21 protein-coding genes are annotated in these 20,382 nt (G+C 39.9%); 15 read left to right on the forward strand and 6 right to left on the reverse strand.

What is annotated here, in order from left to right:
* Positions 1–12 precede the first annotated feature (12 nt).
* From ade to liaG, 3 genes are all read right to left on the reverse strand, one after another.
* A complete protein-coding gene (gene ade / locus V7161_RS20590) occupies positions 13–1,755 on the reverse strand; it encodes an adenine deaminase (RefSeq protein ID WP_335714749.1) in 1,743 nt (580 codons plus the stop codon).
* A 157-nt stretch (positions 1,756–1,912) separates the two neighbouring features.
* Positions 1,913–2,302, reverse strand: coding sequence for a hypothetical protein (locus V7161_RS20595; RefSeq protein ID WP_335714750.1), 390 nt, complete (start codon positions 2,300–2,302; stop codon positions 1,913–1,915).
* Between the two features lie 129 nt (positions 2,303–2,431).
* Positions 2,432–3,298: a LiaG family protein gene (liaG, locus tag V7161_RS20600; protein ID WP_335714751.1), complete on the reverse strand. Its 867-nt coding sequence runs from the start codon at positions 3,296–3,298 to the stop codon at positions 2,432–2,434.
* A 186-nt stretch (positions 3,299–3,484) separates the two neighbouring features.
* On the opposite strand from liaG, the gene V7161_RS20605 reads away from it, so the two are divergent.
* The 13 genes from V7161_RS20605 to V7161_RS20665 all read left to right on the forward strand — a co-directional run bounded on the left by V7161_RS20605 (position 3,485) and on the right by V7161_RS20665 (position 14,208).
* Complete coding sequence (locus V7161_RS20605; protein ID WP_335714769.1) at positions 3,485–3,841, forward strand: rhodanese-like domain-containing protein; 357 nt, start codon at positions 3,485–3,487, stop codon at positions 3,839–3,841.
* 16 nt (positions 3,842–3,857) lie between these two features.
* Positions 3,858–4,826, forward strand: a complete 969-nt coding sequence (locus V7161_RS20610; RefSeq protein ID WP_335714752.1) for a bile acid:sodium symporter family protein — start codon at positions 3,858–3,860, stop codon at positions 4,824–4,826.
* A 123-nt stretch (positions 4,827–4,949) separates the two neighbouring features.
* Positions 4,950–5,489 (forward strand): 2-oxo-4-hydroxy-4-carboxy-5-ureidoimidazoline decarboxylase, encoded by a 540-nt coding sequence (uraD, locus tag V7161_RS20615; protein WP_335714753.1) that lies wholly within the window; start codon positions 4,950–4,952, stop codon positions 5,487–5,489.
* Positions 5,490–5,502: 13 nt separating this feature from the next.
* Complete coding sequence (gene pucL, locus V7161_RS20620; protein WP_335714754.1) at positions 5,503–6,456, forward strand: factor-independent urate hydroxylase; 954 nt, start codon at positions 5,503–5,505, stop codon at positions 6,454–6,456.
* The gene (gene uraH / locus V7161_RS20625) at positions 6,453–6,812 is read left to right on the forward strand and encodes a hydroxyisourate hydrolase (RefSeq protein WP_335714755.1); all 360 of its coding nucleotides are present in this window, start codon (positions 6,453–6,455) and stop codon (positions 6,810–6,812) included. The genes pucL and uraH overlap by 4 nt, the downstream gene beginning before the upstream one ends.
* 10 nt (positions 6,813–6,822) lie before the next feature.
* Entirely contained in the window at positions 6,823–8,166 is a 1,344-nt protein-coding gene (gene allB, locus V7161_RS20630; protein ID WP_335714756.1) for an allantoinase AllB, read from the forward strand.
* Between the two features lie 16 nt (positions 8,167–8,182).
* Positions 8,183–9,412 (forward strand): Zn-dependent hydrolase, encoded by a 1,230-nt coding sequence (locus V7161_RS20635; protein ID WP_335714757.1) that lies wholly within the window; start codon positions 8,183–8,185, stop codon positions 9,410–9,412.
* A gap of 16 nt (positions 9,413–9,428) precedes the next feature.
* Positions 9,429–10,685, forward strand: coding sequence for an ArgE/DapE family deacylase (locus tag V7161_RS20640; protein WP_335714758.1), 1,257 nt, complete (start codon positions 9,429–9,431; stop codon positions 10,683–10,685).
* A 267-nt stretch (positions 10,686–10,952) separates the two neighbouring features.
* Positions 10,953–11,888 carry a dipeptidase gene (locus V7161_RS20645; protein WP_335714759.1) on the forward strand — a complete coding sequence of 312 codons (936 nt, stop codon included), beginning with the start codon at positions 10,953–10,955 and terminating at the stop codon, positions 11,886–11,888.
* Positions 11,885–12,913, forward strand: coding sequence for a DmpA family aminopeptidase (locus V7161_RS20650; protein WP_335714760.1), 1,029 nt, complete (start codon positions 11,885–11,887; stop codon positions 12,911–12,913). Before V7161_RS20645 ends, V7161_RS20650 begins: the two co-directional genes overlap by 4 nt.
* Positions 12,914–12,918: 5 nt before the next feature.
* Positions 12,919–13,149 carry an excisionase family DNA-binding protein gene (locus V7161_RS20655; RefSeq protein WP_335714761.1) on the forward strand — a complete coding sequence of 77 codons (231 nt, stop codon included), beginning with the start codon at positions 12,919–12,921 and terminating at the stop codon, positions 13,147–13,149.
* Positions 13,149–13,535 carry a DUF488 domain-containing protein gene (locus tag V7161_RS20660; protein ID WP_335714762.1) on the forward strand — a complete coding sequence of 129 codons (387 nt, stop codon included), beginning with the start codon at positions 13,149–13,151 and terminating at the stop codon, positions 13,533–13,535. Before V7161_RS20655 ends, V7161_RS20660 begins: the two co-directional genes overlap by 1 nt.
* The gene (locus V7161_RS20665) at positions 13,528–14,208 is read left to right on the forward strand and encodes a diphthine--ammonia ligase (RefSeq protein WP_335714763.1); all 681 of its coding nucleotides are present in this window, start codon (positions 13,528–13,530) and stop codon (positions 14,206–14,208) included. Before V7161_RS20660 ends, V7161_RS20665 begins: the two co-directional genes overlap by 8 nt.
* A 16-nt stretch (positions 14,209–14,224) precedes the next feature.
* Here the strand turns inward: V7161_RS20665 and V7161_RS20670 are convergent, their stop codons facing one another.
* From V7161_RS20670 to V7161_RS20680, 3 genes are all read right to left on the reverse strand, one after another.
* The gene (locus tag V7161_RS20670; RefSeq protein WP_335714764.1) at positions 14,225–15,214 is read right to left on the reverse strand and encodes an NAD-dependent epimerase; all 990 of its coding nucleotides are present in this window, start codon (positions 15,212–15,214) and stop codon (positions 14,225–14,227) included.
* Between the two features lie 70 nt (positions 15,215–15,284).
* Entirely contained in the window at positions 15,285–16,373 is a 1,089-nt protein-coding gene (locus tag V7161_RS20675) for a sugar phosphate nucleotidyltransferase (protein ID WP_335714765.1), read from the reverse strand.
* Positions 16,345–17,652, reverse strand: coding sequence for a UDP-glucose dehydrogenase family protein (locus V7161_RS20680; protein ID WP_335714766.1), 1,308 nt, complete (start codon positions 17,650–17,652; stop codon positions 16,345–16,347). The genes V7161_RS20675 and V7161_RS20680 overlap by 29 nt, the downstream gene beginning before the upstream one ends.
* A 282-nt stretch (positions 17,653–17,934) precedes the next feature.
* On the opposite strand from V7161_RS20680, the gene V7161_RS20685 reads away from it, so the two are divergent.
* Together V7161_RS20685 and V7161_RS20690 are read left to right on the forward strand one after the other, a co-directional pair.
* Entirely contained in the window at positions 17,935–19,020 is a 1,086-nt protein-coding gene (locus V7161_RS20685) for a CotS family spore coat protein (protein WP_335714767.1), read from the forward strand.
* A 6-nt stretch (positions 19,021–19,026) separates the two neighbouring features.
* A complete protein-coding gene (locus V7161_RS20690) occupies positions 19,027–20,379 on the forward strand; it encodes a glycosyltransferase family 4 protein (protein ID WP_335714768.1) in 1,353 nt (450 codons plus the stop codon).
* Positions 20,380–20,382 lie beyond the last annotated feature (3 nt).

Genomic DNA, 20,382 nt, shown 5'->3' on the forward strand with positions numbered 1-20,382 from the left:
CAATCAACAGTGTTAAAAAGCAACTTCTATGTTAATATGCTGAAATTTAGATACTTGAAATAATCCCCCGTCTGTCAGCTTTAATTCCGGAATCACAGGGAGAGCGAGGAAGGATAAGGTCAGAAATGGATTAAAGTGCTGGTGTGCTCCTAACTCTGTTAAAGCATTATGGGTGTCCCTTAATTTTGAATTTACATCCACGTAGGAGCTTTCGGACATCAGGCCGGCAATTGGAAGCTGTAATTTGGATAAAACTTTGCCTTCTTTGATGACAACAAGCCCTCCCTGCATTTCCTTTATTACTTCAGCGGCGATGAGCATATCCTGATCGTTTGTTCCGGCAATAATGAGATTATGAGAGTCATGGGCAATTGTGGTTGCGATAGCCCCGGCTTTTAATCCCAAGCCTTTCACGATCCCAAGCCCGATGTTCTTGGTCATATGGTGCCGTTCAATGACAGCAAGCTTTAGTTGGTCATTCCTTATTGATGGTTGAAAAAGGCCAGCATCGTCCAGGTCGACTTCCTCAATTAGATGCTTTGTAATCAGGCTATTTGGGATAATTCCAATAATATTTGCCTTTTTTATTTTTACGGGAATTTGGAAATGGTCTTCTGTTAATTCCTGAAAGTTGACGGTACATTTAAGTAATTCTGGTGGATTAGTATTTTTTGTTTCTGGAAAATTAATCAAATTACCATCTTTAACAACGGCCAATCCACTTTTAAAAACCTGGGTGATTTTGACGCTATCCAGGTCGTCCAGGATTAAAAAATCTGCTTTATAGCCGGGGGCGATGGCGCCTCTTTCTTCGAGATCAAAGCATTCGGCAGCATTGATGGTAGCCATTTGGATAGCTGTAATGGAATCGATGCCCGACGATATCGCCAGTCTGACATTATGATCAATGCTTCCTTCTTCTAATAGATCGTCTAAATGCTTATCATCGGTGACGAATAAGCAGCGCCTGGAATTCCGGCCTGTTACGACGCCGATGAGCTGCCCAAGATCCTTGGCAACCGTCCCTTCCCGAATCATCAAATACATTCCTTTTCTTAACCGTTCTTTCGCTTCTTCTAGCGTGGTGCATTCATGGTCAGTGCGGATGCCTGATGCCATATAGACATTCAAGTCCTTAGGGGTTAGTCCTGCAGCATGGCCATCAATTTTTTTTCCATTATTTTTCGTTTCCATTAATTTATCCATCATGGAACTTTCTGCGTTAAGGACAGCGGGGTAATTCATTACCTCCGCCAAGCCTAGGACTCTAGGATGCTGATAAAATGGTTTGAGGTCTTCCATTAGAAGAATCGCACCGGCATGTTCAAAATTCGTTGCCGGAACGCAGGATGGCAGCATAATGAAAAAATCAAACGGGATCTGGTCTGTGGAGTCTAGTATGTATTGAATGCCGTCCGCACCCGAGACATTGGCGATTTCATGCGGGTCTGCGATGACAGCCGTTACGCCATGAAGGAGGAGAACTTTGGCAAATTCCTTTGGTGTCAACATAGAGGACTCGATATGAACATGCCCATCAATGAAGGAGGGGCAGATATAACTTCCGTTTGCGTCAATAGTTGTAATTCCTGTATAATCACCAATTCCAGCAAAATAGCCGTCCACGATTGCAATGTCTCCATACATGATTTCCCCGTTAAAAACATCGACGATTTTTCCGTTTTTAATGACCGTATCTGCAGGCTGTCTTCCAGATGCGACTGCAATTCTTTTGGTTAACATCTTTTTATCCATATAGCAACATCCTTTTCAATAAAATGGATAGCAAGGGGTAATGATTGACCTTAGTTTATCATACGCGGTTTTTACATGCGAAAGACTCAAAAAAACCTGCCAGCTTGATGAAATTGTCATTGCTTGCAGGTTTTTTATAAGAATGTATTTAATTTCGTTAGCGTCCCCATTTCATTGCCACGGTTAAGGTGCAGCAGCTAGCCGGCTGGTTTTGGTTTGTTTGAGTCGTTAGGATGAAATTTATTCCAGTCGGCGTATATTTGGCTGCGACCGGGACCTTCAGTCCAATTGATTTTATTAAACGATCGACTTCAACATTTTTTCCTTGCTGCGCAGCACTCATCATTTTTTGGGCAAAACCCGCGTCGCCTAAACGATCTAATAAAATACTTCCTTGTTCCATTAATAGACGAAACGAATGAACGGATTGTGAAAATATTTTTATATCCACTGGAGGATAGCTTCGAGGTAATTGAGGGTACATGGCATATACCGGGTAAACAGGCATTGGCGGATAAATCTGGAAGTGAAAAGGGTTATGGTACATCGTAAATCTCCTTCCCTTGATAAAAACAAAAGGCAATATACGGTATGTATTTTAGGTGACATTGGTTCCTGATGAAACACAATGAACGAAAAAACGTTTGGGATTTTTTGATCCCAAACGTTTTTTTCGTTATCGAATATGAATGCTGCCGCTTGAGACATCAAGGTCAATTTTATATTTCCCAGACCCATGTGTTCCTTTGATACTTTTATTGTTGAGATCCTTCGAAGTTAATGGAAGGTCACAGGAGATATTTCCGCTACTTACATCCCCGTTAAGTGTGAAATCAGCGTTATTTGGTAGATCGAGCCCCACTTCCCCTGAGCTAAGGTCGAGTTTAATTGAATCGACTAATTTATCGATTTGAATATTCAGTTCCCCAGAGGCTACATCCGCCTCGACCGCACCTGTATAATGGGTAATGTCGAGATTACCAGAGGATATATCAAAGGAGCCTGTTTTCGTTTTAAGGGAATCAATATCCACATTTCCGGATGAAACATCCTGCTTAAATTTGTTGACATTCAGATTCTTGAGATTCATGTTCCCGGAACCAATATCAACCGTTAACTCATTCAATTTCATTGGTTTGTTTTTTGTGGATCCGGAAAAATTTACATTGCCTGAGCCTAAATCAATCTCCATGTTTTGGTTATAGTCTTCAGGAATGTAGATTTTCAGCTTCTTTTTTTCTGAAAATGGCCCCCAGTTGAACCAATCAAACCACTTGCTTTTAAGCGAAACTTCTACATCGTCTCCATTCTCACGAATATTTAACTTTTGTTTTCCAGTATACACAGCTTTTAAATCATCCCGGTCCTCTGGAATAATGATCGTACTTACGCTCGACACATCTACCTTAATCACCTTGGTATCTGCTGAAACAGCCGCATTACCATCTTGTTTACTCGCAGTTAAAGCGTTGAATTTCCAAGAATGATTAAAGATAATATATAAACCGGTAATAACGACTAATAGAAACAAAATTCTTTTCATTTTTTTCCATCCCCTTTTTTTTACATCTTCTATAACTATGATAAGAAATCCTTTGTTTTCTCCCAATGTACCGGAGAATTATTTTCTTCTAAGACCTGAGACGGAAAAGGGGGTGGCTTGAATTTTTTTCGATTCACGAAAGACCTGCATCCAATTTTTAAAAATTATGGTATCCTTTTAGTGGAGGTGTTTTCGTTGACGATAAAAAAAATAACGCCCAAAGAGCTGCATGAAAGATTAAAGGGTAATGAAAAGGTCCTTTTGCTGGATGTACGGGCGGAAGAGAAATATAACGAATTTCATATAGAGGATCCACAAATTCAAAGTGTTAATATTCCTAAAACGAGTATTTTTGCCCTAGAAGAAACACCAGAGAATTCTCATTTATCCTTACCAAAAGACCAGGAGATTGTTGTCACTTGTACAACAGGTAACTCAGCCGCAAAATGTGCGAATATTTTAGACGGCCTCGACCACCGGGTAATTGTTTTAGAGGGCGGCCTAACGGCTTGGAAGGATTATATGAAATCTCTAAACGATTGATATGGAGAGACATTAAATGCTGCAGAAATTAAATAAACAACTAGAAAAGGTTATGCCATTCATTACTCCTACGGGCGTTGTGACTGGAGTATTGCTTAGTACTTATTTGAAGGATTATTCCTTTTTGATTCCTTGGATTTTCGCCTTTATGACATTTGCCGGTAGTTTAAGCTCTAATTTCAAATCGCTAAAAGAGGTTATCACCCATCCATTTCCGATTTTTATAGCTATGCTTGCCCTTCATGTTTTGATGCCAATATGGGCATGGGGAGTCGGTCATATCGCCTTTCGGGGTGATGTTTACACAATTACCGGTCTTATTTTAGGAATGGTAATCCCAACAGGTGTAACAAGCTTCATCTGGGTTTCAATTTACAAAGGAAACATTCCGCTCGTTTTATCGATTATATTAATAGATACATTGTTATCGCCGTTTTTAGTTCCATACTCCTTGTCCCTATTTGTGGGTCAGAAAATTGATATGGATTTCATCAGTATCATGAAGGGGCTATTCGGAATGATCGTTCTTCCTTCCATAATTGGAATGTTTTTAAACCAGATGACAAAAGGGAAAATACAGGATCAATTGGGCTCCAAACTCGCTCCTTTTTCAAAACTCGCGATTGGAATTGTCGTGATGCTAAATGGGGCTGTTGTTGCGCCATATTTGAAACATATTAATCTAAAACTTATCAGTATTATTTTAGTCGTCTTTTTTATCGCCCTATCTGGATATCTATTGTCCTTTCTGATTGGGCGCTTGCTGAAGCAGGACCGCGATACGGTTATTGCTTTGACCTTCACGGGAGGGATGCGAAACATTAGCGCCGGGGCTGTGATCGCTGTTTCCTTTTTTCCGGCCTCAGTTGCGGTGCCTGTTGTCGTTGGCATGCTTTTTCAACAAATACTAGCTTCCCTAAATGGACATTTTCTTGACCGCTTTTATCAAGAAAAAGTGGAAAAGCAGGAATCAGTTGCTTTATAAAAATAGAGAAATCCCCTTACAAATTTTGTGAGGGGATTTCTCTATTTTTATCTTAAGGAAAATCAAACATAACCAACCCATCTTTCTACTATATATTAATTAAACCATCTTTCGGGTCGTAGAATGACGATTGCAAGTTTAACAGAAAAGGAGGTTACCACTATCGGAAATCTAACGATTGAAAAGATAAATCAAATGAACAAGGATGTTTTCGTGGAAACTTTAGGCTGGATATTTGAGCATTCACCCTGGGTGGCGCAGGGGGCGTGGGAGAGGCAGCCGTTTCAATCACGTAATCATCTCTTCCAAACGATGTTAACGATTGTGCAAAATGCCGAGGAATCCTTGCAATTGGCTCTTCTCCGTGCCCATCCTGATTTAGGAACAAGATTAAAAATGTCGGATGTATCCCAACAAGAGCAGACGCGAGTTGGATTAGATAAACTATCAAAGGATGAATATGAAGAGTTTGCTGCACTTAACCAGAGATATGTAACGAAATTTGGTTTTCCTTTTATCATGGCAGTGAAGGGGCAGAACAAAGATACCATTCTTTCTGCCATGAAAGAACGTGTGGATTATAGCTTTGAGGCAGAATGTGTTACTGCATTGAATGAGGTGTATAAAATCGCAGGGTTCCGCTTGAACGATATGATTGAATAAGGGGATGAGATAGATGCAGAGAACGATGTGTTATGGAAAAGAAGCTGTTTGGGTTTATCGGACTTACGCTAAACCACTTACTGAGATTCGGTCGATTCCAGAATCAGCCTTTACAGGACGTGGGAATATTCTTTTTGGCATGAATGTGAAAGTAGCAGTAGAAGGGGATGCCTTTCTTTCTTCTTTTAAAGATGGGGATAACACATTAGTTGTTGCAACAGATTCCATGAAGAATTTTATTCTCAAGCATGCAGGGGATTATGACGGAGCAACGCAGGAGGGTTTCTTGGAATTTGTCGCCCATCGTTTTCTTGAAAAATATCCGCAGATGACGGGTATCAAGATTTCCGGTGAGCAAATTTCTTTTGATGAACTTCCTGTTCCAACAAAGGGTGGATTTAAGCCTAGTCCTTTAGTATTTCGCTATTCCTTGAACGAACAGGCCTGTGCGCGAGTTGAAGTGGAACGCTGCGAAAACGGAATCACCACAACAGATCATTGGAGCAGTTTGAAGGGACTGAAGCTGATTAAGGTGAGAGGCAGCTCCTTTTTTGGCTATGTGAAGGATGAATATACGACACTGCCAGAATCATTTGACCGTCCTCTCTTTATCTTTTTGAATATCGATTGGCATTACAACGATATGAATGCCGCCCGGGGACATACTCCAGAAGGATATGTTGCGGCTGAGCAAATAAGAGATATTGCCCATACGATATTTCACGAGGAAAATTCACCTTCTATCCAAAATCTTATCTATCGTATTGGCAAGAGAATCCTGCAGCGTTTCCCACAATTAGTGGAAGTCCGCTTTGAGTCCAATAATCGGACATGGGAAACGATCTTAGACGAAATTCCAGCATCGGAAGAAGGCAAAGTATTTACTGAGCCCCGCCCGCCATTTGGCTTTCAACGTTTTTCGATGACAAGAGATGATCTGGTAAATGCTGAGGGGCCAGAGGAATGACCGGTAAGCTGACAACCCATGTACTTGATATAAGCATTGGAAAGCCTGCTTATGGTGTTCAGGTGGAATTATGGGCAGCTGGTTCAGATAGCTCATTTGAATGCTTAAAAATCAGCAGCACGAACGAGGATGGCAGGTTAAACCAGCCGCTCCTAGAGGGTGGGTCTATGAAAAAAGGAATTTATGAAATTCGGTTCCATGTTGGAGATTATTTTCGAAATCGCAGTGCTTCAATTGGTGATCCTTCTTTTTTGGATTGTGTTCCTATTCGCTTTGGTATTTCTGATCCTGCATCCCACTATCATGTGCCATTGTTGATATCACCCGGTGGTTACAGCACCTATAGAGGGAGTTAGGGAGGTTTATATGACGAAAGAGCTATGGGTGAAAAATGGCCTTGTTTTTACTGAGGAAGGCTTCCGTGAGGTAAATATCAAAATCATGGATGGAAAAATTGACTCCCTAGAAAAAGCTGAACCAATTGGAGATTGCATTGATGCGGGCGGGTGTCTGGTTGTTCCTGGTTTTATTGATGCACATGTCCATTTTAATGATCCTGGAAGGACCGATTGGGAAGGAATAGAAACGGGCAGTCGAGCTGCTGCTATGGGCGGAACGACCACCATTTTTGATATGCCGCTTAATTGTTCACCTTCAATCACAAGCTTGCAGAATTTGCATGAAAAGAAAGAGTACTTAAGGGAACTTTCACATGTTGACTATGCTCTTTGGGGGGGAATGACCGAGACTAACCTCGATAAACGGTCAGAACTAGCGCAAATGAGCAAGGGGATTATTGCTTGGAAGGCGTTTATGAGTGAGAGCGGGATTGACGATTTTCAGTTCGTATCACCGAATGGATTAACAAAAGCCATGCAAGCGGCGAAGGAGCAAAAAAAAATTCTCGCCCTCCATGCCGAATGGGATAAGGAGATTACTAGACTTACTGCGTTTTATCAATATCGTGCCGGGATGGATGAAAGGAGAGCCTTTCTCGCAAGCAGGCCAATAGCTGCGGAAGAAAAGGCTGTTAGCTTTTGTTTAGAATTGGCGGCAAAATACGGAACAGCTATTCACATTGTTCACATTAGTTCAGCCAAAGTGGCATTTCTGATTGAGCAAGCGAAGAAGAGTGGTGTGAACGTAACGGTTGAAACATGTCCGCACTACCTCATTTTTGATGAAGAGGATTTCATAGAAAAAGGTGCAATCCTTAAATGTGCCCCGCCTTTAAGACATAGGGAAGAGGTGGAGGGCTTATGGGACTGCATTAAGAATGGCATAATCGATACGATTGGTTCTGATCATTCGCCTTGCCTAGCTTCCATGAAATCAACCTCTTCCATCTGGGAGGCGTGGGGCGGAATCCAAGGGGTTCAATTTACTTGGCTTGCTTTAATGGATGAGGCTCTGAAACGAAAGATTGACCTGAAACATATTTTGCCCTTAGGTACCTCTAATGTCGCCGAAAGGTTTGGAATCCCAGCTAGAAAAGGGAGAATTCAGCCGGGATTGGATGCAGATTTAGTGGTGATTCGTCTCGATGAAACCACGATTGCGGATAAAAAATCCTTTGGGTTTCGGAATCCTTTTTCGCCTTACGAAAACAGGGAATTTTCCCTCAAAATTAAGAAAACGATTTTACGCGGCAAGGTAATTTATGATGATCAAAAAGGAGTCACAAAAGAAAAATTTGGACTATGCCTCTAACAAGGGAGAGATTGTCATGAGTCATGTTCCTGCAAATCTAGCAGATGCAATCGAATGGCTAAGTTCATTTGGAGCAGTTTCGGAAGGCGGGGTTACCCGTCTCCTTTACTCCAAAGCTTGGAAAGAGGCTCAACAGACGCTAAAAGAATGGATGGATGAGCTCGGATTTCAAACGTATTATGATTCGATTGGAAACTTGTTTGGAAGGTTGTCATGTGGAAATTCAATGAGCCCTACCATACTCGTAGGGTCCCATGTTGATTCGGTTACATTAGGAGGTAAATATGACGGAGCCTATGGAATCCTGGCGGGAATCCTTGCATTAAGCTATCTTAAACAGCAATTTGGTGAGCCAAAGGTGAATCTTGAAATCGTCTCATTATGTGAAGAGGAAGGGAGCCGCTTCCCGATAGCCTGCTTTGGCTCCGGCATGATGACGGGGGTCTATACCTTTCAAGATATTGAGGGTTTAAAAGATTCAGAGGGCATAAGCTTTGAGTCAGCAATGAAGGAAGCGGGCTTTGGGTTTGCCAATCCAGATTATCTGATACGAAATGATATCGATAGATTTGTTGAATTACATATTGAACAAGGACCAACTCTAGAAAAGCTTCAAAAATCTATCGGTATCGTTCAAACCATTGTCGGGCAAAAGCGGTTTATGATTAAGGTAAACGGGGAATCCAACCATGCCGGTACGACATTAATGAAATGGCGGAAAGATCCGCTGCGCGGTGCGGCAGCCATGATTGATGACTTATATAACTTGGCTGAAGGATTCGATGAGAATTTGGTCACAACAGTGGGGCAGCTTTTGGTAGAACCGAATGTGTCAAATGTGATACCGAATCAGGTGGTTTTTACTGTGGATGCCAGACATCCAACGGAAGCGATTTTGAACTCCTTTTGCGAGCGATTTTCAAGCCGTTTTATGGAAATTGCGAAGCAGAAGGGACTGCATATCGAGATAGATAAATGGCATGAGGTTCAGCCCGTGCAAATGGATGTTAAGTTAAATGAAATGATTCAGGACATATGCACGAATCGTAATATTGGCTATCATGTGATGCATAGCGGAGCAGGGCACGATGCTCAACTATTTGCGAGAATTTGCCCAACTACCATACTGTTCGTCCCAAGTAAGGGGGGAATTAGTCATTCCCCGCTGGAATATACCTCGAACAATGAACTAGAAATAGGTCTTGATGTATTAATCGAATTATTACATCAGTTAGCCTATAAGTAGTAAGGAGAGTGATATTATGAATAAAGACAAGGAAAGAATTGTAAAGTGGGTTGAAGAGCAAGAAGATGAACTGGTTCATTTTTTAAAAAAATTAGTGCAAACTCCTTCGGATAATCCTATTGGAGACTGTTATCCAATTGCTTCTCTCCTCCATCAACAGCTATGCGAACTTGGATTTGACGATGTCTCTTTGTTAAAGGTAGACGATGATGAGGTAAAAGCGAACGGGATGATTAGTTTGGCCAATGTCGTTGCCAAATCCGGATTTGGCAGTGGGAATGGTACTAATATTGTATTAAATGCACATGGTGATGTGGTGCCGCCAGGATTAGGCTGGAGTGTAGATCCGTATGGAGCAGAGATTATTGAGGGGAAAATGTATGGTCGGGGAGTGGCTGTTTCTAAATCTGATATTGCTGCTTATACGTTCGCAGTCCAAGCTTTAAAACAGGCTGGAGTCCATCAACCATTAACCGGGCAAGTCGACTTGGCATTTACATTTGATGAAGAAACAGGTGGAGAAATAGGGCCTAAATGGCTGTTGGAACGAGCGGTTATCAAGCCTGATTTAGCGATTGCCGCTGGGTTTACCTATTCTGCAGTAAATGCCCACAATGGCTGCTTACATTTTGAAATCAAGACAACAGGAAAATCCGCCCATGCTGCCCTTCCTCATACAGGCATTGATGCCATCGAAGCAACTTCTCAAATCTTGAACGCTCTATACGAATATCGTAAGACACTCACAGTGAAAAAATCCTCAGTACCGGGTATTGATCATCCAACATTGGTTGTGGGACTCATAACAGGGGGGATTAACACCAATGTGGTGCCTGATGAATGCAAGATTAGGATTGACCGAAGGCTGATACCGGGAGAGGACGCAGTACAGGCTGAAGGTGAGCTTTGTGAAATTGTAAATCAATCAGTTGCACATATCGAAGGTTTAAAAGTAGAAATACGGAAAATCCTTCATGCTGAAAGCTTTGGGCCGGTTTCAGAAGATTCTCCATTAATCGAAGCCTTGAATGCGAATTGGAATTTGCTGATGAAGGAAAAAGGGCAATTATCTATCAACGGGGTTCCGATTTATGCTGATGCCCGGCATTTTTATACGAAGGGGATCCCTACCATTATGTTTGGTGTCGGACCAAAATTGCTAGAAGAAGCCAATGGACACCGGGCAGACGAAAATATTCGTTTAGAAGATTTGCTGGATGCCACTAAAATTATTGCTTGTACACTATATGATTTATTGTCGGTATCTTCTTAACGGGAATTCAACAAAATTAGTAGTTCATGTAAGCCAGTGCCTATTTTAAGGATGCTGGCTTATTATTTTTCTTTTTTCAATGTGGTAAAATTTAATAAAAAGACTACTTTAGAAAAAAATGCCGTGACGGTCGATAAGAGCGATTCATAAAGCCCGTCATACCCGAAAAACTGGGGTGACGGTCGATAAGAGCGGGGAATTATTTTATATTACTACATTCGATTTAATCAACAAACATAATTAACATTAAAAAGGAGCTTTCCAAATATGAACATAATAGACCTGCATTGCGATGCCTTATTGAAACTCCAAGAGGGCAAAGGTACATTGCGTTTTGCGGATGCACCTGAATTAGAAACAAACAAAACCCGGTTACAAAAAGGAAACATAAAGGTTCAATGCTTTGCAATCTTTATCGACCCTGATATCCCATCTGATCAGAAATTCCAAGTAGCACTGGAACAAATCGATTATTTTTATCAGGAAGTTCTGGGGAAAAACCCTGATATGATACATATTAAAGATTGGTCTGATTTTGATAGTTTAAAAATTGGCCAGATTGGGGCGATGCTAACGCTTGAGGGCGTGGATGCGATTGGCAATGATTTAATGAAGCTCCGTATTCTTTATCAGCTTGGTGTTCGTTCGGTGGGTTTGACTTGGAATAATGCCAATCTTGCTGCAGATGGAGCCGGTGAACCGCGCGGCGGCGGATTGACATTGTTGGGAAAAGCTATTGTTGCTTTAAATAATGAGCATCAGGTACTTACAGATGTATCCCATTTAAGTGATAAGGCTTTTTGGGATGTGATGGAGATCGCCCAATTCCCGATTGCGAGTCACTCTAACTCAAGGGCGCTTTGCCATCATCAACGTAATCTTACAGACGAGCAGGCAGAGGCAATGTTTCGCAAAGGCGGTCTGATCCACGTTGTCTACAATCCACCTTTTGTAACAGAAAATGGCGAAGCAACCATAGCTGACCTTGTGAAACATATTGATCATTTTTGCTCTTTAGGAGGAGTAAAGCAAATTGGGCTCGGTTCGGACTTCGACGGGATCGCGACCTTTATCACCAATTTAGAAGATGCCTCTAAAACTCAAAATCTCATAAATGAATTGTTAAAGCATTACAAAGAGGAAGAAGTAAGGGGATTTGCTTATCAAAACTTTCTTGACCATAGACCAGGATTCTCAAAATGAAGGTTAGGGAAAATGGAATCACCATTGGTAAGTTGCCTGCAGGGGTAAAAAACTGTATCACGGATGTAGAGGGTGTAGCGGTTGGGCATGTGACAATGAACTTCCCTCTGGATGCGGCTGGTGACGAATATGTATGTACCGGAGTAACAGCTATCCTCCCTCATAAAGGCAATCTGTTTAAAGAAAAAGTGACAGCTGCGAGCTTTGTCATTAACGGGTTCGGAAAAACAACAGGCCTTGTGCAGGTAAATGAATTGGGCGTCCTTGAATCGCCGATCATGTTGACGAATACCTTTGCAGTTCCTGCCGTGACTCAAGGAACACTCGAGTATATGCTTGCTGGGAATCCGGAAATCGGCGATACCACTGGGACGATCAATATTGTAGTGGGAGAATGTAATGACAGCTATTTAAATTCGATTCGCTTGTTTCCTGTAAAACCTGAGCATGCCATCGATGCCATCCAGAATGCATCTGAACACCGAGCTGAGGAAGGCGCAGTTGGTGCCGGCAAAGGAATGATTTGCTTTGGCTACAAAGGCGGGATTGGCACTTCTTCTAGAATGGTTGAGGAGTATACAATTGGCTGCCTTGTCCTTACGAATTTTGGGAAAAAGGAAGAACTTTTGAGGTTTCGAACTTCTGAAAGGTCTGCATTGTCAGAGACCTCCGATGGTTCGATCATCATCGTGCTGGCAACTGACGCACCATTAAGTGACCGACAATTACAGCGTGTTGCAAAAAGATGCGGAATTGGCCTAGGCCGAACGGGCAGTCATTTCAGCCACGGAAGCGGGGATATCGTCATTGCTTTTTCAACGGCTCATAAAATAGCGCATTTTTCGGATGAGGTGACGGAGATCCGTAAACAGCTTCGTGAAGACCATCCAATCATGAACCAGCTATTTGCAGCTGCTGCTGAAGCGGCGGAAGAGGCAATCTTCAATTCACTATCACAGGCAGATACGACTAAAGGCAGAGCCGGACGAATTGTCCATCATATCGACTTACTAAAAGAGGAGTAAATAACGTGTACCTTACCATAAAAGAAACAGCAGAATTTTTATCGATACCGGAGCAGACTGTCAAAAGTCTAATCCAGCAAAAGAAAATCCGCGCCCTCTTTGACGGCAGCGAATATTTAATTTATAAAGAACAATTCAACACTCATTTAAAACAAATGGAAAAATACAAACAACTCGTAGAAGAAATATTAAGCGAACCTATTCCAGAAGATTTAGATGTAAAGGATGAGGACTAGTGAGGGAAATTATTTTAAAAAGAATTTATGAACCTTTTGATGAGATGGATGGCAGCCGCATTTTGATTGACCGGGTGTGGCCGCGGGGGATGTCGAAGGAAGCAGCGAAGGTAACCCATTGGTTTAAGGATATTTCCCCAAGCCCTGAGCTTCGGAAATGGTTTTGTCATAAACCTGAGCTATTTGATGAATTTCGCAGTAAATATATTGATGAACTTCGGACTGACGAAAAGAAGCTTCAACTGATCGAGCAAATTATGGATGCCTCCGCTAATAATAAAGTAACTTTACTTTATGGTGCAAAAGATCCAGTGTACAATCATGCTCGCGTTTTGCAGGAAGAGCTTAATAGAAAAATAAAGATAGGAAATGATTATGTTGAATAAAAAGATTGCATTATCCTGGAGCGGCGGGAAGGATGGATGCATGGCATTGCACCACTTAGTGGAGCAGGGTTATGAGGTTGCATGCTTACTTACGACCGTTCCAGTCGAAATCGGGAGAACCTTTGGTCATGGAGAAAAAACCGAAATGATCAAGCTTCAAGGAAACTCGTTAAATATACCCGTACATTTTATCGAATGTTCCTTTGATCATTATACTGAAGACTTTATTAAAACTCTTAAACAACTAAAAGATCAATATGTTCTAAGTGGCATTGCATTTGGAGATTTATATTTTGACCCTCACCGTGAGTGGGGAGAAAAAGTTGCGGAGGCCGCTGGTGTTAATGCTATCTATCCCCTATGGATGAAGCAGGAAGAGGCCTCGCAGGCACTTGAAGATTTTGTTCGAACCGGTTATAAAGCTGTGGTTATTCGAGTAAGAGAAGATATTTTAGATGAGTTGTGGCTTGGCAGAAAAATAGATTCTTCATTTGTTAAGGATATTCTTGTTACTAAAAGTTGTCCGATGGGCGAAGCTGGTGAATACCACACCTTTGTTTATGATGGACCATTATTTTCAAAAAGAATTCAGCTGGAAAAAGGAAAAATTATTTCCCTTGAAACTACTAAGAAATTAGAATTTGAGTATTTTTGTCTAACAGACCATGACTGATAATTATTAATAAAAACTAAGAAATTTTATAGTATTCTTTATACCACTCAACAAACTTTCTGATTCCCTCTTTAACAGAAGTTATAGGTTTATAGTTAATATCATTTACTAAGTCGTCAATATCAGCATATGTTTCTAGGACATCGCCTGGCTGAAATGGTAACAATTTCATATCAGCATCCTTTCCGAGGTATTCTTCGAGCACTTGGATAAAGTCATTAAGGTTTACTGGATGATGGTTACCAATGTTATAGATTTTATAATAAGAATTAGATTTGTCAGGCGGTCCTTTTTTTATAAGTCGATATATGGATTCTATTACATCATCAATATAGGTAAAGTCTCTTTTCATATTTCCATAGTTATAAACCTCGATAGGTTCTTGATTCATGATGGCATTCGAAAATGTAAAGTATGCCATATCCGGTCTGCCCCAAGGTCCGTAAACTGTAAAGAAGCGGAGCCCAGTTGTAGGGAGTTGATATAATTGGCTGTATGAATAAGCCAATAACTCATTAGCTTTTTTTGTAGCACCATATAAGCTCACCGGGTTATCAACACGATCATGCACAGAAAACGGTATTTTTTTATTGTTCCCGTAAACAGAACTTGATGATGCATAAATTAGATGTTTGATTTGATGTTTTTTACAGCAGTCAAGTATATTTGCAAATCCAACAAGGTTTGATTGGATATACACATGGGGATTTTGCAAACTGTATCTTACTCCTGCTTGAGCTGCCAGATTAATAACAATGTCAATGTTATATTGGTCAAAGATACTTTCCAATAACTCGAGGTTTTCGATGGAACCTTTAATGAATGAAAAATTTGGATTCTTTGCTAGAATGCTTAATCTATCATATTTTAAAGTAGTGTCATAATAATTATTTATATTATCAATACCAAGCACATGGAAACCTTCATCTAACAAACGCTTAGTAAGATGGAAACCTATGAAGCCTGCACAACCAGTGACAAATACGCCTCCAGTTAATCTTTGCACGTTTATTCCTCCAATTCTATTTAACCAAATGCTGCTGGGGATAAACAGTTCGACACAGCAGAAAACTAGGTTATTTTCCTTCCTCGTTAAAATCTGAAGAATTTTTAATCTGCGAAAAGCTTCCTAAGATAAATTGTAAGTTTCTGATCTCTTCATTTATTCCTATTAGTTTAGTGTTAAATCCAAAGATAGAGTTTGAAAGAAGGGGACTTACATTCATTATTTTGGTGTTTTTAAGAAGAATACTATGTTCAACCATACAATTAATGAGTGATGAATCATCTTGAATTGAAATATAAGGCCCTATTTTTGCGTTTTTTAAAATGCAGTTATTTCCAATCAAAACAGGGCCTTCTAATGTGCAATTTTCAAGTATGGTGTTAGACCCAACCTGCACTTTATCTCCCAGCATTTTCGAAAGCACCCATTCGTTGGCAGCCAGCCATCTTCCAATTGTTCCTACATCTGAAAAAGGTTCTTTTGTAATAGAATATGAAATGGGATAATCCTGATTGATCATCCACTGAATGGCATCAGTAATTTCATATTCTCCTCTTTTGGAAAGAGATATATTGCGGATAGCATCAAAAATAGATCCATCGAATATATACATACCTATTACAGCAAGATTACTTTTAGGATGCTTTGGTTTTTCTTCCAAACTAATAACTTGGTGATTTTTGATTTCAGCAATCCCAAAATCACTTCCATTTTTTACCTCTGATAGAAGGATGGCTCCTTTATTACCTTTAAATGCTTGAATAAGAGTTTCAAGGGGCTCGAGAATGATATTATCTCCAAGCATTAATATAAAAGAATCATTGCTAATAAATGATTCCGCCTGGCTAAGTGCATGGGCGATTCCCAATTGCTCTGTTTGATAAATATATTGAATCTTTAAATCTTTATGGATAAAGGAAATATAGTTAATAATTTCCTTTTGTCCGGGATTCATTACAATACCAATTTCCGTTATTCCAGCTTTTTTCATCTTCATGATGCAATCATTAAGTATTGGCTGATTTGCAACAGGTAAAAGAGTTTTTGGTAGACTAGAAGAAAAAGGCTGAATGCGTGTTCCTTTACCCGCACAAAGTATGACTCCCTTCATAATATTTCTCCTTTCTGGGTTAAATATCTGGCATACCAACTCCTGCATAATGGTAGCCCAACTTCTTCATGTCAGATGCATTAAGGACATTTCTGCCATCGAATACAAATGGGGAAGAAATAATATTAATCGCAGTTTTCCAATCAATCTCAATAATTTCTTTCCATTCCGTTAGTATAAGGACAGCATCAGCCTCATTTAATGCTTCCATTGGATTGGATGTATAAATAATAGAAGGATAAATTTTTTTGACATGCTCTGTACCTTGAGGATCGTATGCAGTAATAGTGGCATTGTTTTGCAGTAGATAATCGATCATTTTTAGGGAGGGAGCTTCTCTAATATCGTCTGTGTTAGGTTTGAATGTTAAGCCTAATATAGCAATACGTTTTCCTGAGAGTGTACCTAAAGCTTTCTTTATTTTTTCCAAAAACCAATCTGTTTGTGTTTGGTTTACATGTGTGACAGCTTGAAGTATATTCAAGGTGATATTATTTTCGGATGCCAATGCCATTAATGCGCTGATATCCTTCGGAAAACATGACCCTCCATAGCCTATTCCCGCCTGGAGAAACTGAGGACCAATCCTGCTATCCAGCCCCATTCCTTTTGCTACTTCGCCCACATTTGCTCCAATTCTTTCACAAAATCTTGCCAGTTCATTTATAAAGGAAATTTTTGTAGCTAAAAATGCGTTTGAAGCGTATTTAATCATTTCTGCATTTATTGGGGTTGTAAAAAGTATTTCGGAGCTGACATTGTTATACAATTGCTTCATCATTTCTTGTGCTTCCCTTGTTTCACAGCCAATCACAATTCGTTCAGGATGCAATGCATCGTATAATGCCATTCCCTCTCTTAGAAATTCGGGGTTCGAAATCAGGTCGAAAGGTATCTTCAAATTTCGTTTTGTTAGTTCATTTCTGATTATATTTTTAATTTTTGCACTAGTTCCTACAGGGACGGTACTCTTCATAACAATTACTTTGTATTCGTTCATTAAATTTCCAATTGCCCTTGCCACTTCTTCTACATAGGACAAATCAGCTTGTCCGCCCAATAATGATGGAGTACCTACCGTAATGAAAAGGATGGAGCATTTATCAATACATTCATCCAATCGGGTTGTGAAGGAAAGTTTTCCGGTTACTGTGAGTTTTTTTAACAACTCTTCTATATCTTCTTCATAAAAGGGAAGGCTCGCAGTTTTAAGTTGTTCTATTTTTTCCTCATCATGGTCAATGGCAAAAACAGTATGTCCACTCAATGCTAAAGCGACACTTGTTGTAGTTCCCACATAGCCCGTCCCGATTACTGCTATGTTCATTCGTTTGACCTCCTTACCGCATTTTTCAAATAAATCCTTATGATTAATGTAGTTTATGAGATAAATCAAGGATTTGAAACAGTTAAAAACCTAATCTATTGAAAGTTTTACTTCAAAGTGGGTGAGTTTTTTTATTACTTCCGCATATGGCCCTTTCAATACTTGTACGATTTCATATCATAAAATAAGTCTACTTGAGGAATCTGTAACAATCACCCTAGTTAAGTTTCAATCAAACTAAAAAGATGGTCTCGCTTTGGCGGACTTCAAAGGAGGGTTATTTTGAAGGAGATAGTAATTCTTCCATGGGAGGAAAGGGAAGATATTAAAGTTTTTGTCCCCGATTATGTTAATGCATTAGCAAAAGAGGTTATTAAAAATTATAGTTTTCAGGTTAATACCATGGAGGTTATAGCAACTAAGCCTGAACAGGGCGGAGCTATTTGGAAAATTTCCACCAGTAAGGGGCCCAAAAGTTTAAAACTGTTACACAGAAGGCCGACCAGAAGTTTATTCAGCCTTGGGGCACAAAGATACTTGGTTGATGTTAAAGGTGCAAGAGTGCCGGCTATCGTCAAAACAAAACATGGACAAGATTTTATTGAAGCTGGCGGAAAAGTATGGTTTGTTGCTGAATGGATTGAACCACTGACCCCGATATCAAAGGATTTAGAAGGAACAAAGCAGCTTTGTTACACTCTAGGTCAATTTCATGCTCAAACTAGGGGCTATGTCCCTCCAGATGGGGCTGAAATTGCTTCAAGATTGTATAAATGGCCAAGGAAGTATGAAAAAATGATTACCAAAATGGATTGGTTTAAAAATTTATCCCAAGCCTATAATCACATGCCAGCAAGTTCAACTATATTGAATGTAATCGATAAATTTCAAGATCAAGCTAGAACAAGTCTAAATAGACTGAATCAATCTAAATATTCCGACTTAATAAAAATAGGAAATAAAGAATGGGGCCTTGCTCATCAAGATTATGGCTGGTCCAATTCACAAATGGGACGTAATGGAATGTGGATTATCGACCTGGATGGTGTTGCCTATGACCTACCCATTCGGGATTTGAGAAAGTTGATTACTGGTAAAATGGCAGAATTATATAAATGGGATGTAACATGGGTTCGTGAAATGATTTTGGCTTATCACAAAGCAAATCCAATATCCCCTGAATTATATGAAGTATTAATGATTGATTTATCTTTGCCCAATGAATTTTACAGATTTATGAAAGACCTTGTGAAGGAACCGGAATTATTCCTAAATCAAGCAACATCAGAAGTAATTACAGCTCTTATCGAGACAGAACAATCCAAATGGCCTGTCTTAAAAGCGATTCAAAATGATTGGAGGAAATAGGAAAATATGAAAATATTAATGGTTTGTACAGAAAAACTTCCTGTTCCCCCAGTATTAGGAGGAGCAATCCAAACATATATTTCAGGGATATTGCCATATATAAGTAAACTCCATGATATTACTGTCTTGGGGATTAATGATGCAGCTTTGCCGGAAACTGAAACGAAAAATGGAATCCATTATGTTCGTGTACCAGGGAAAATTTTTGAAATCTATCGTGAAGGGGTTGTTCGCTATATTCAAAACAATCACTTCGATCTGATCCATATATTTAATCGCCCGCGACTAGTTCTGCCCGTCCGGCAAGTTGCTCCTCAGTCCAGAATTACCTTAAGCATGCATAATGATATGTTCAATTTGGAAAAAATTGAACCGTCAGAAGCAAATGCCGTTGTACAAGAAGTATCAAAAATTGTAACTGTGAGTAATTATGTCGGAAATGTCATCCGCAACCTTTATCCTCAAGCATCGACAAAACTCCAAACCATCTATTCCGGAGTCGATACGGAACGATTTCTACCTGGCAGCCATTCCAAAATGAAAAGAACTAGGAGTTCGATTCGTAAAGAACATGGATTAGAGAACAAAACGGTCATTTTATTTGCGGGAAGACTTTCAGCCAACAAAGGAGTCGACAGATTAGTCAGAGCTTTACCATTGCTTTCTAAAAAGTATAAAGATTTGGCTTTAGTCATCGTCGGAAGTAATTGGTTTAGCCAAAATGAGATAACCGATTATGTAGCCTATGTCAGAGCATTAGCGGCAACACAATCAGTACCTGTTATGACAACAGGCTTTGTTAGTCCATATGATATCCAAAACTGGTTTGCAGCGGCTGATTTATTTGTCTGTACCTCAATTTGGCAGGAACCTCTGGCAAGAGTTCATTATGAAGCAATGGCAGCAGGTCTTCCAATCGTTACAACGGCAAGGGGAGGAAATCCCGAAGTTATTCTTCCTAAGGAAAATGGATTAATAGTGGAAAATCCGGAGGATCCAGAGAATTTTTCCAAAAAAATAACCGAAATATTATCTGACAAATATATGATGAAAAAAATGGGGGAAAAAGGAAGAGAACTTGCTGAAACCCAATACCAATGGACGAGAGTAGCAGACGAGGTACTTGAAGTATGGAATCAATCTGAAAATGCTGAAATTCAAATTTCAGAAAAGGAAAGCATGATAACAGAAAATGGAGTCGAGAATGCTAGAATAGAAGGCGAATCTAAAATAGATAATGCCACAGACAGTAAAGATTCCACAAAAGATAATGCCACAGATAGTAAAGAAAAAAATAAATACAAAAAAAGTAGAAGTCACAAAAAACATAATAATAAAAATAATAGGATAAGTCGATGACCT

The organism is Neobacillus drentensis (genome assembly GCF_036965425.1).
Lineage (GTDB): Bacteria > Bacillota > Bacilli > Bacillales > Cytobacillaceae > Neobacillus > Neobacillus drentensis_F.

What these genes read in the sequence shown, in the direction of transcription:
- pucL (WP_335714754.1), top strand. Translation starts at nt 5,503, where the DNA reads ATGCAGAGAACGATGTGTTATGGAAAAGAAGCTGTTTGGGTTTATCGG.
- allB (WP_335714756.1), top strand. Translation starts at nt 6,823, where the DNA reads ATGACGAAAGAGCTATGGGTGAAAAATGGCCTTGTTTTTACTGAGGAA.
- V7161_RS20635 (WP_335714757.1), top strand. Translation starts at nt 8,183, where the DNA reads ATGAGTCATGTTCCTGCAAATCTAGCAGATGCAATCGAATGGCTAAGT.
- V7161_RS20680 (WP_335714766.1), bottom strand. Translation starts at nt 17,652, where the DNA reads ATGAACATAGCAGTAATCGGGACGGGCTATGTGGGAACTACAACAAGT.
- V7161_RS20645 (WP_335714759.1), top strand. Translation starts at nt 10,953, where the DNA reads ATGAACATAATAGACCTGCATTGCGATGCCTTATTGAAACTCCAAGAG.
- liaG (WP_335714751.1), bottom strand. Translation starts at nt 3,298, where the DNA reads ATGAAAAGAATTTTGTTTCTATTAGTCGTTATTACCGGTTTATATATT.
- uraD (WP_335714753.1), top strand. Translation starts at nt 4,950, where the DNA reads ATGACGATTGCAAGTTTAACAGAAAAGGAGGTTACCACTATCGGAAAT.
- V7161_RS20675 (WP_335714765.1), bottom strand. Translation starts at nt 16,373, where the DNA reads ATGCAGGAGTTGGTATGCCAGATATTTAACCCAGAAAGGAGAAATATT.
- ade (WP_335714749.1), bottom strand. Translation starts at nt 1,755, where the DNA reads ATGGATAAAAAGATGTTAACCAAAAGAATTGCAGTCGCATCTGGAAGA.
- uraH (WP_335714755.1), top strand. Translation starts at nt 6,453, where the DNA reads ATGACCGGTAAGCTGACAACCCATGTACTTGATATAAGCATTGGAAAG.
- V7161_RS20610 (WP_335714752.1), top strand. Translation starts at nt 3,858, where the DNA reads ATGCTGCAGAAATTAAATAAACAACTAGAAAAGGTTATGCCATTCATT.
- V7161_RS20650 (WP_335714760.1), top strand. Translation starts at nt 11,885, where the DNA reads ATGAAGGTTAGGGAAAATGGAATCACCATTGGTAAGTTGCCTGCAGGG.
- V7161_RS20640 (WP_335714758.1), top strand. Translation starts at nt 9,429, where the DNA reads ATGAATAAAGACAAGGAAAGAATTGTAAAGTGGGTTGAAGAGCAAGAA.
- V7161_RS20595 (WP_335714750.1), bottom strand. Translation starts at nt 2,302, where the DNA reads ATGTACCATAACCCTTTTCACTTCCAGATTTATCCGCCAATGCCTGTT.
- V7161_RS20690 (WP_335714768.1), top strand. Translation starts at nt 19,027, where the DNA reads ATGAAAATATTAATGGTTTGTACAGAAAAACTTCCTGTTCCCCCAGTA.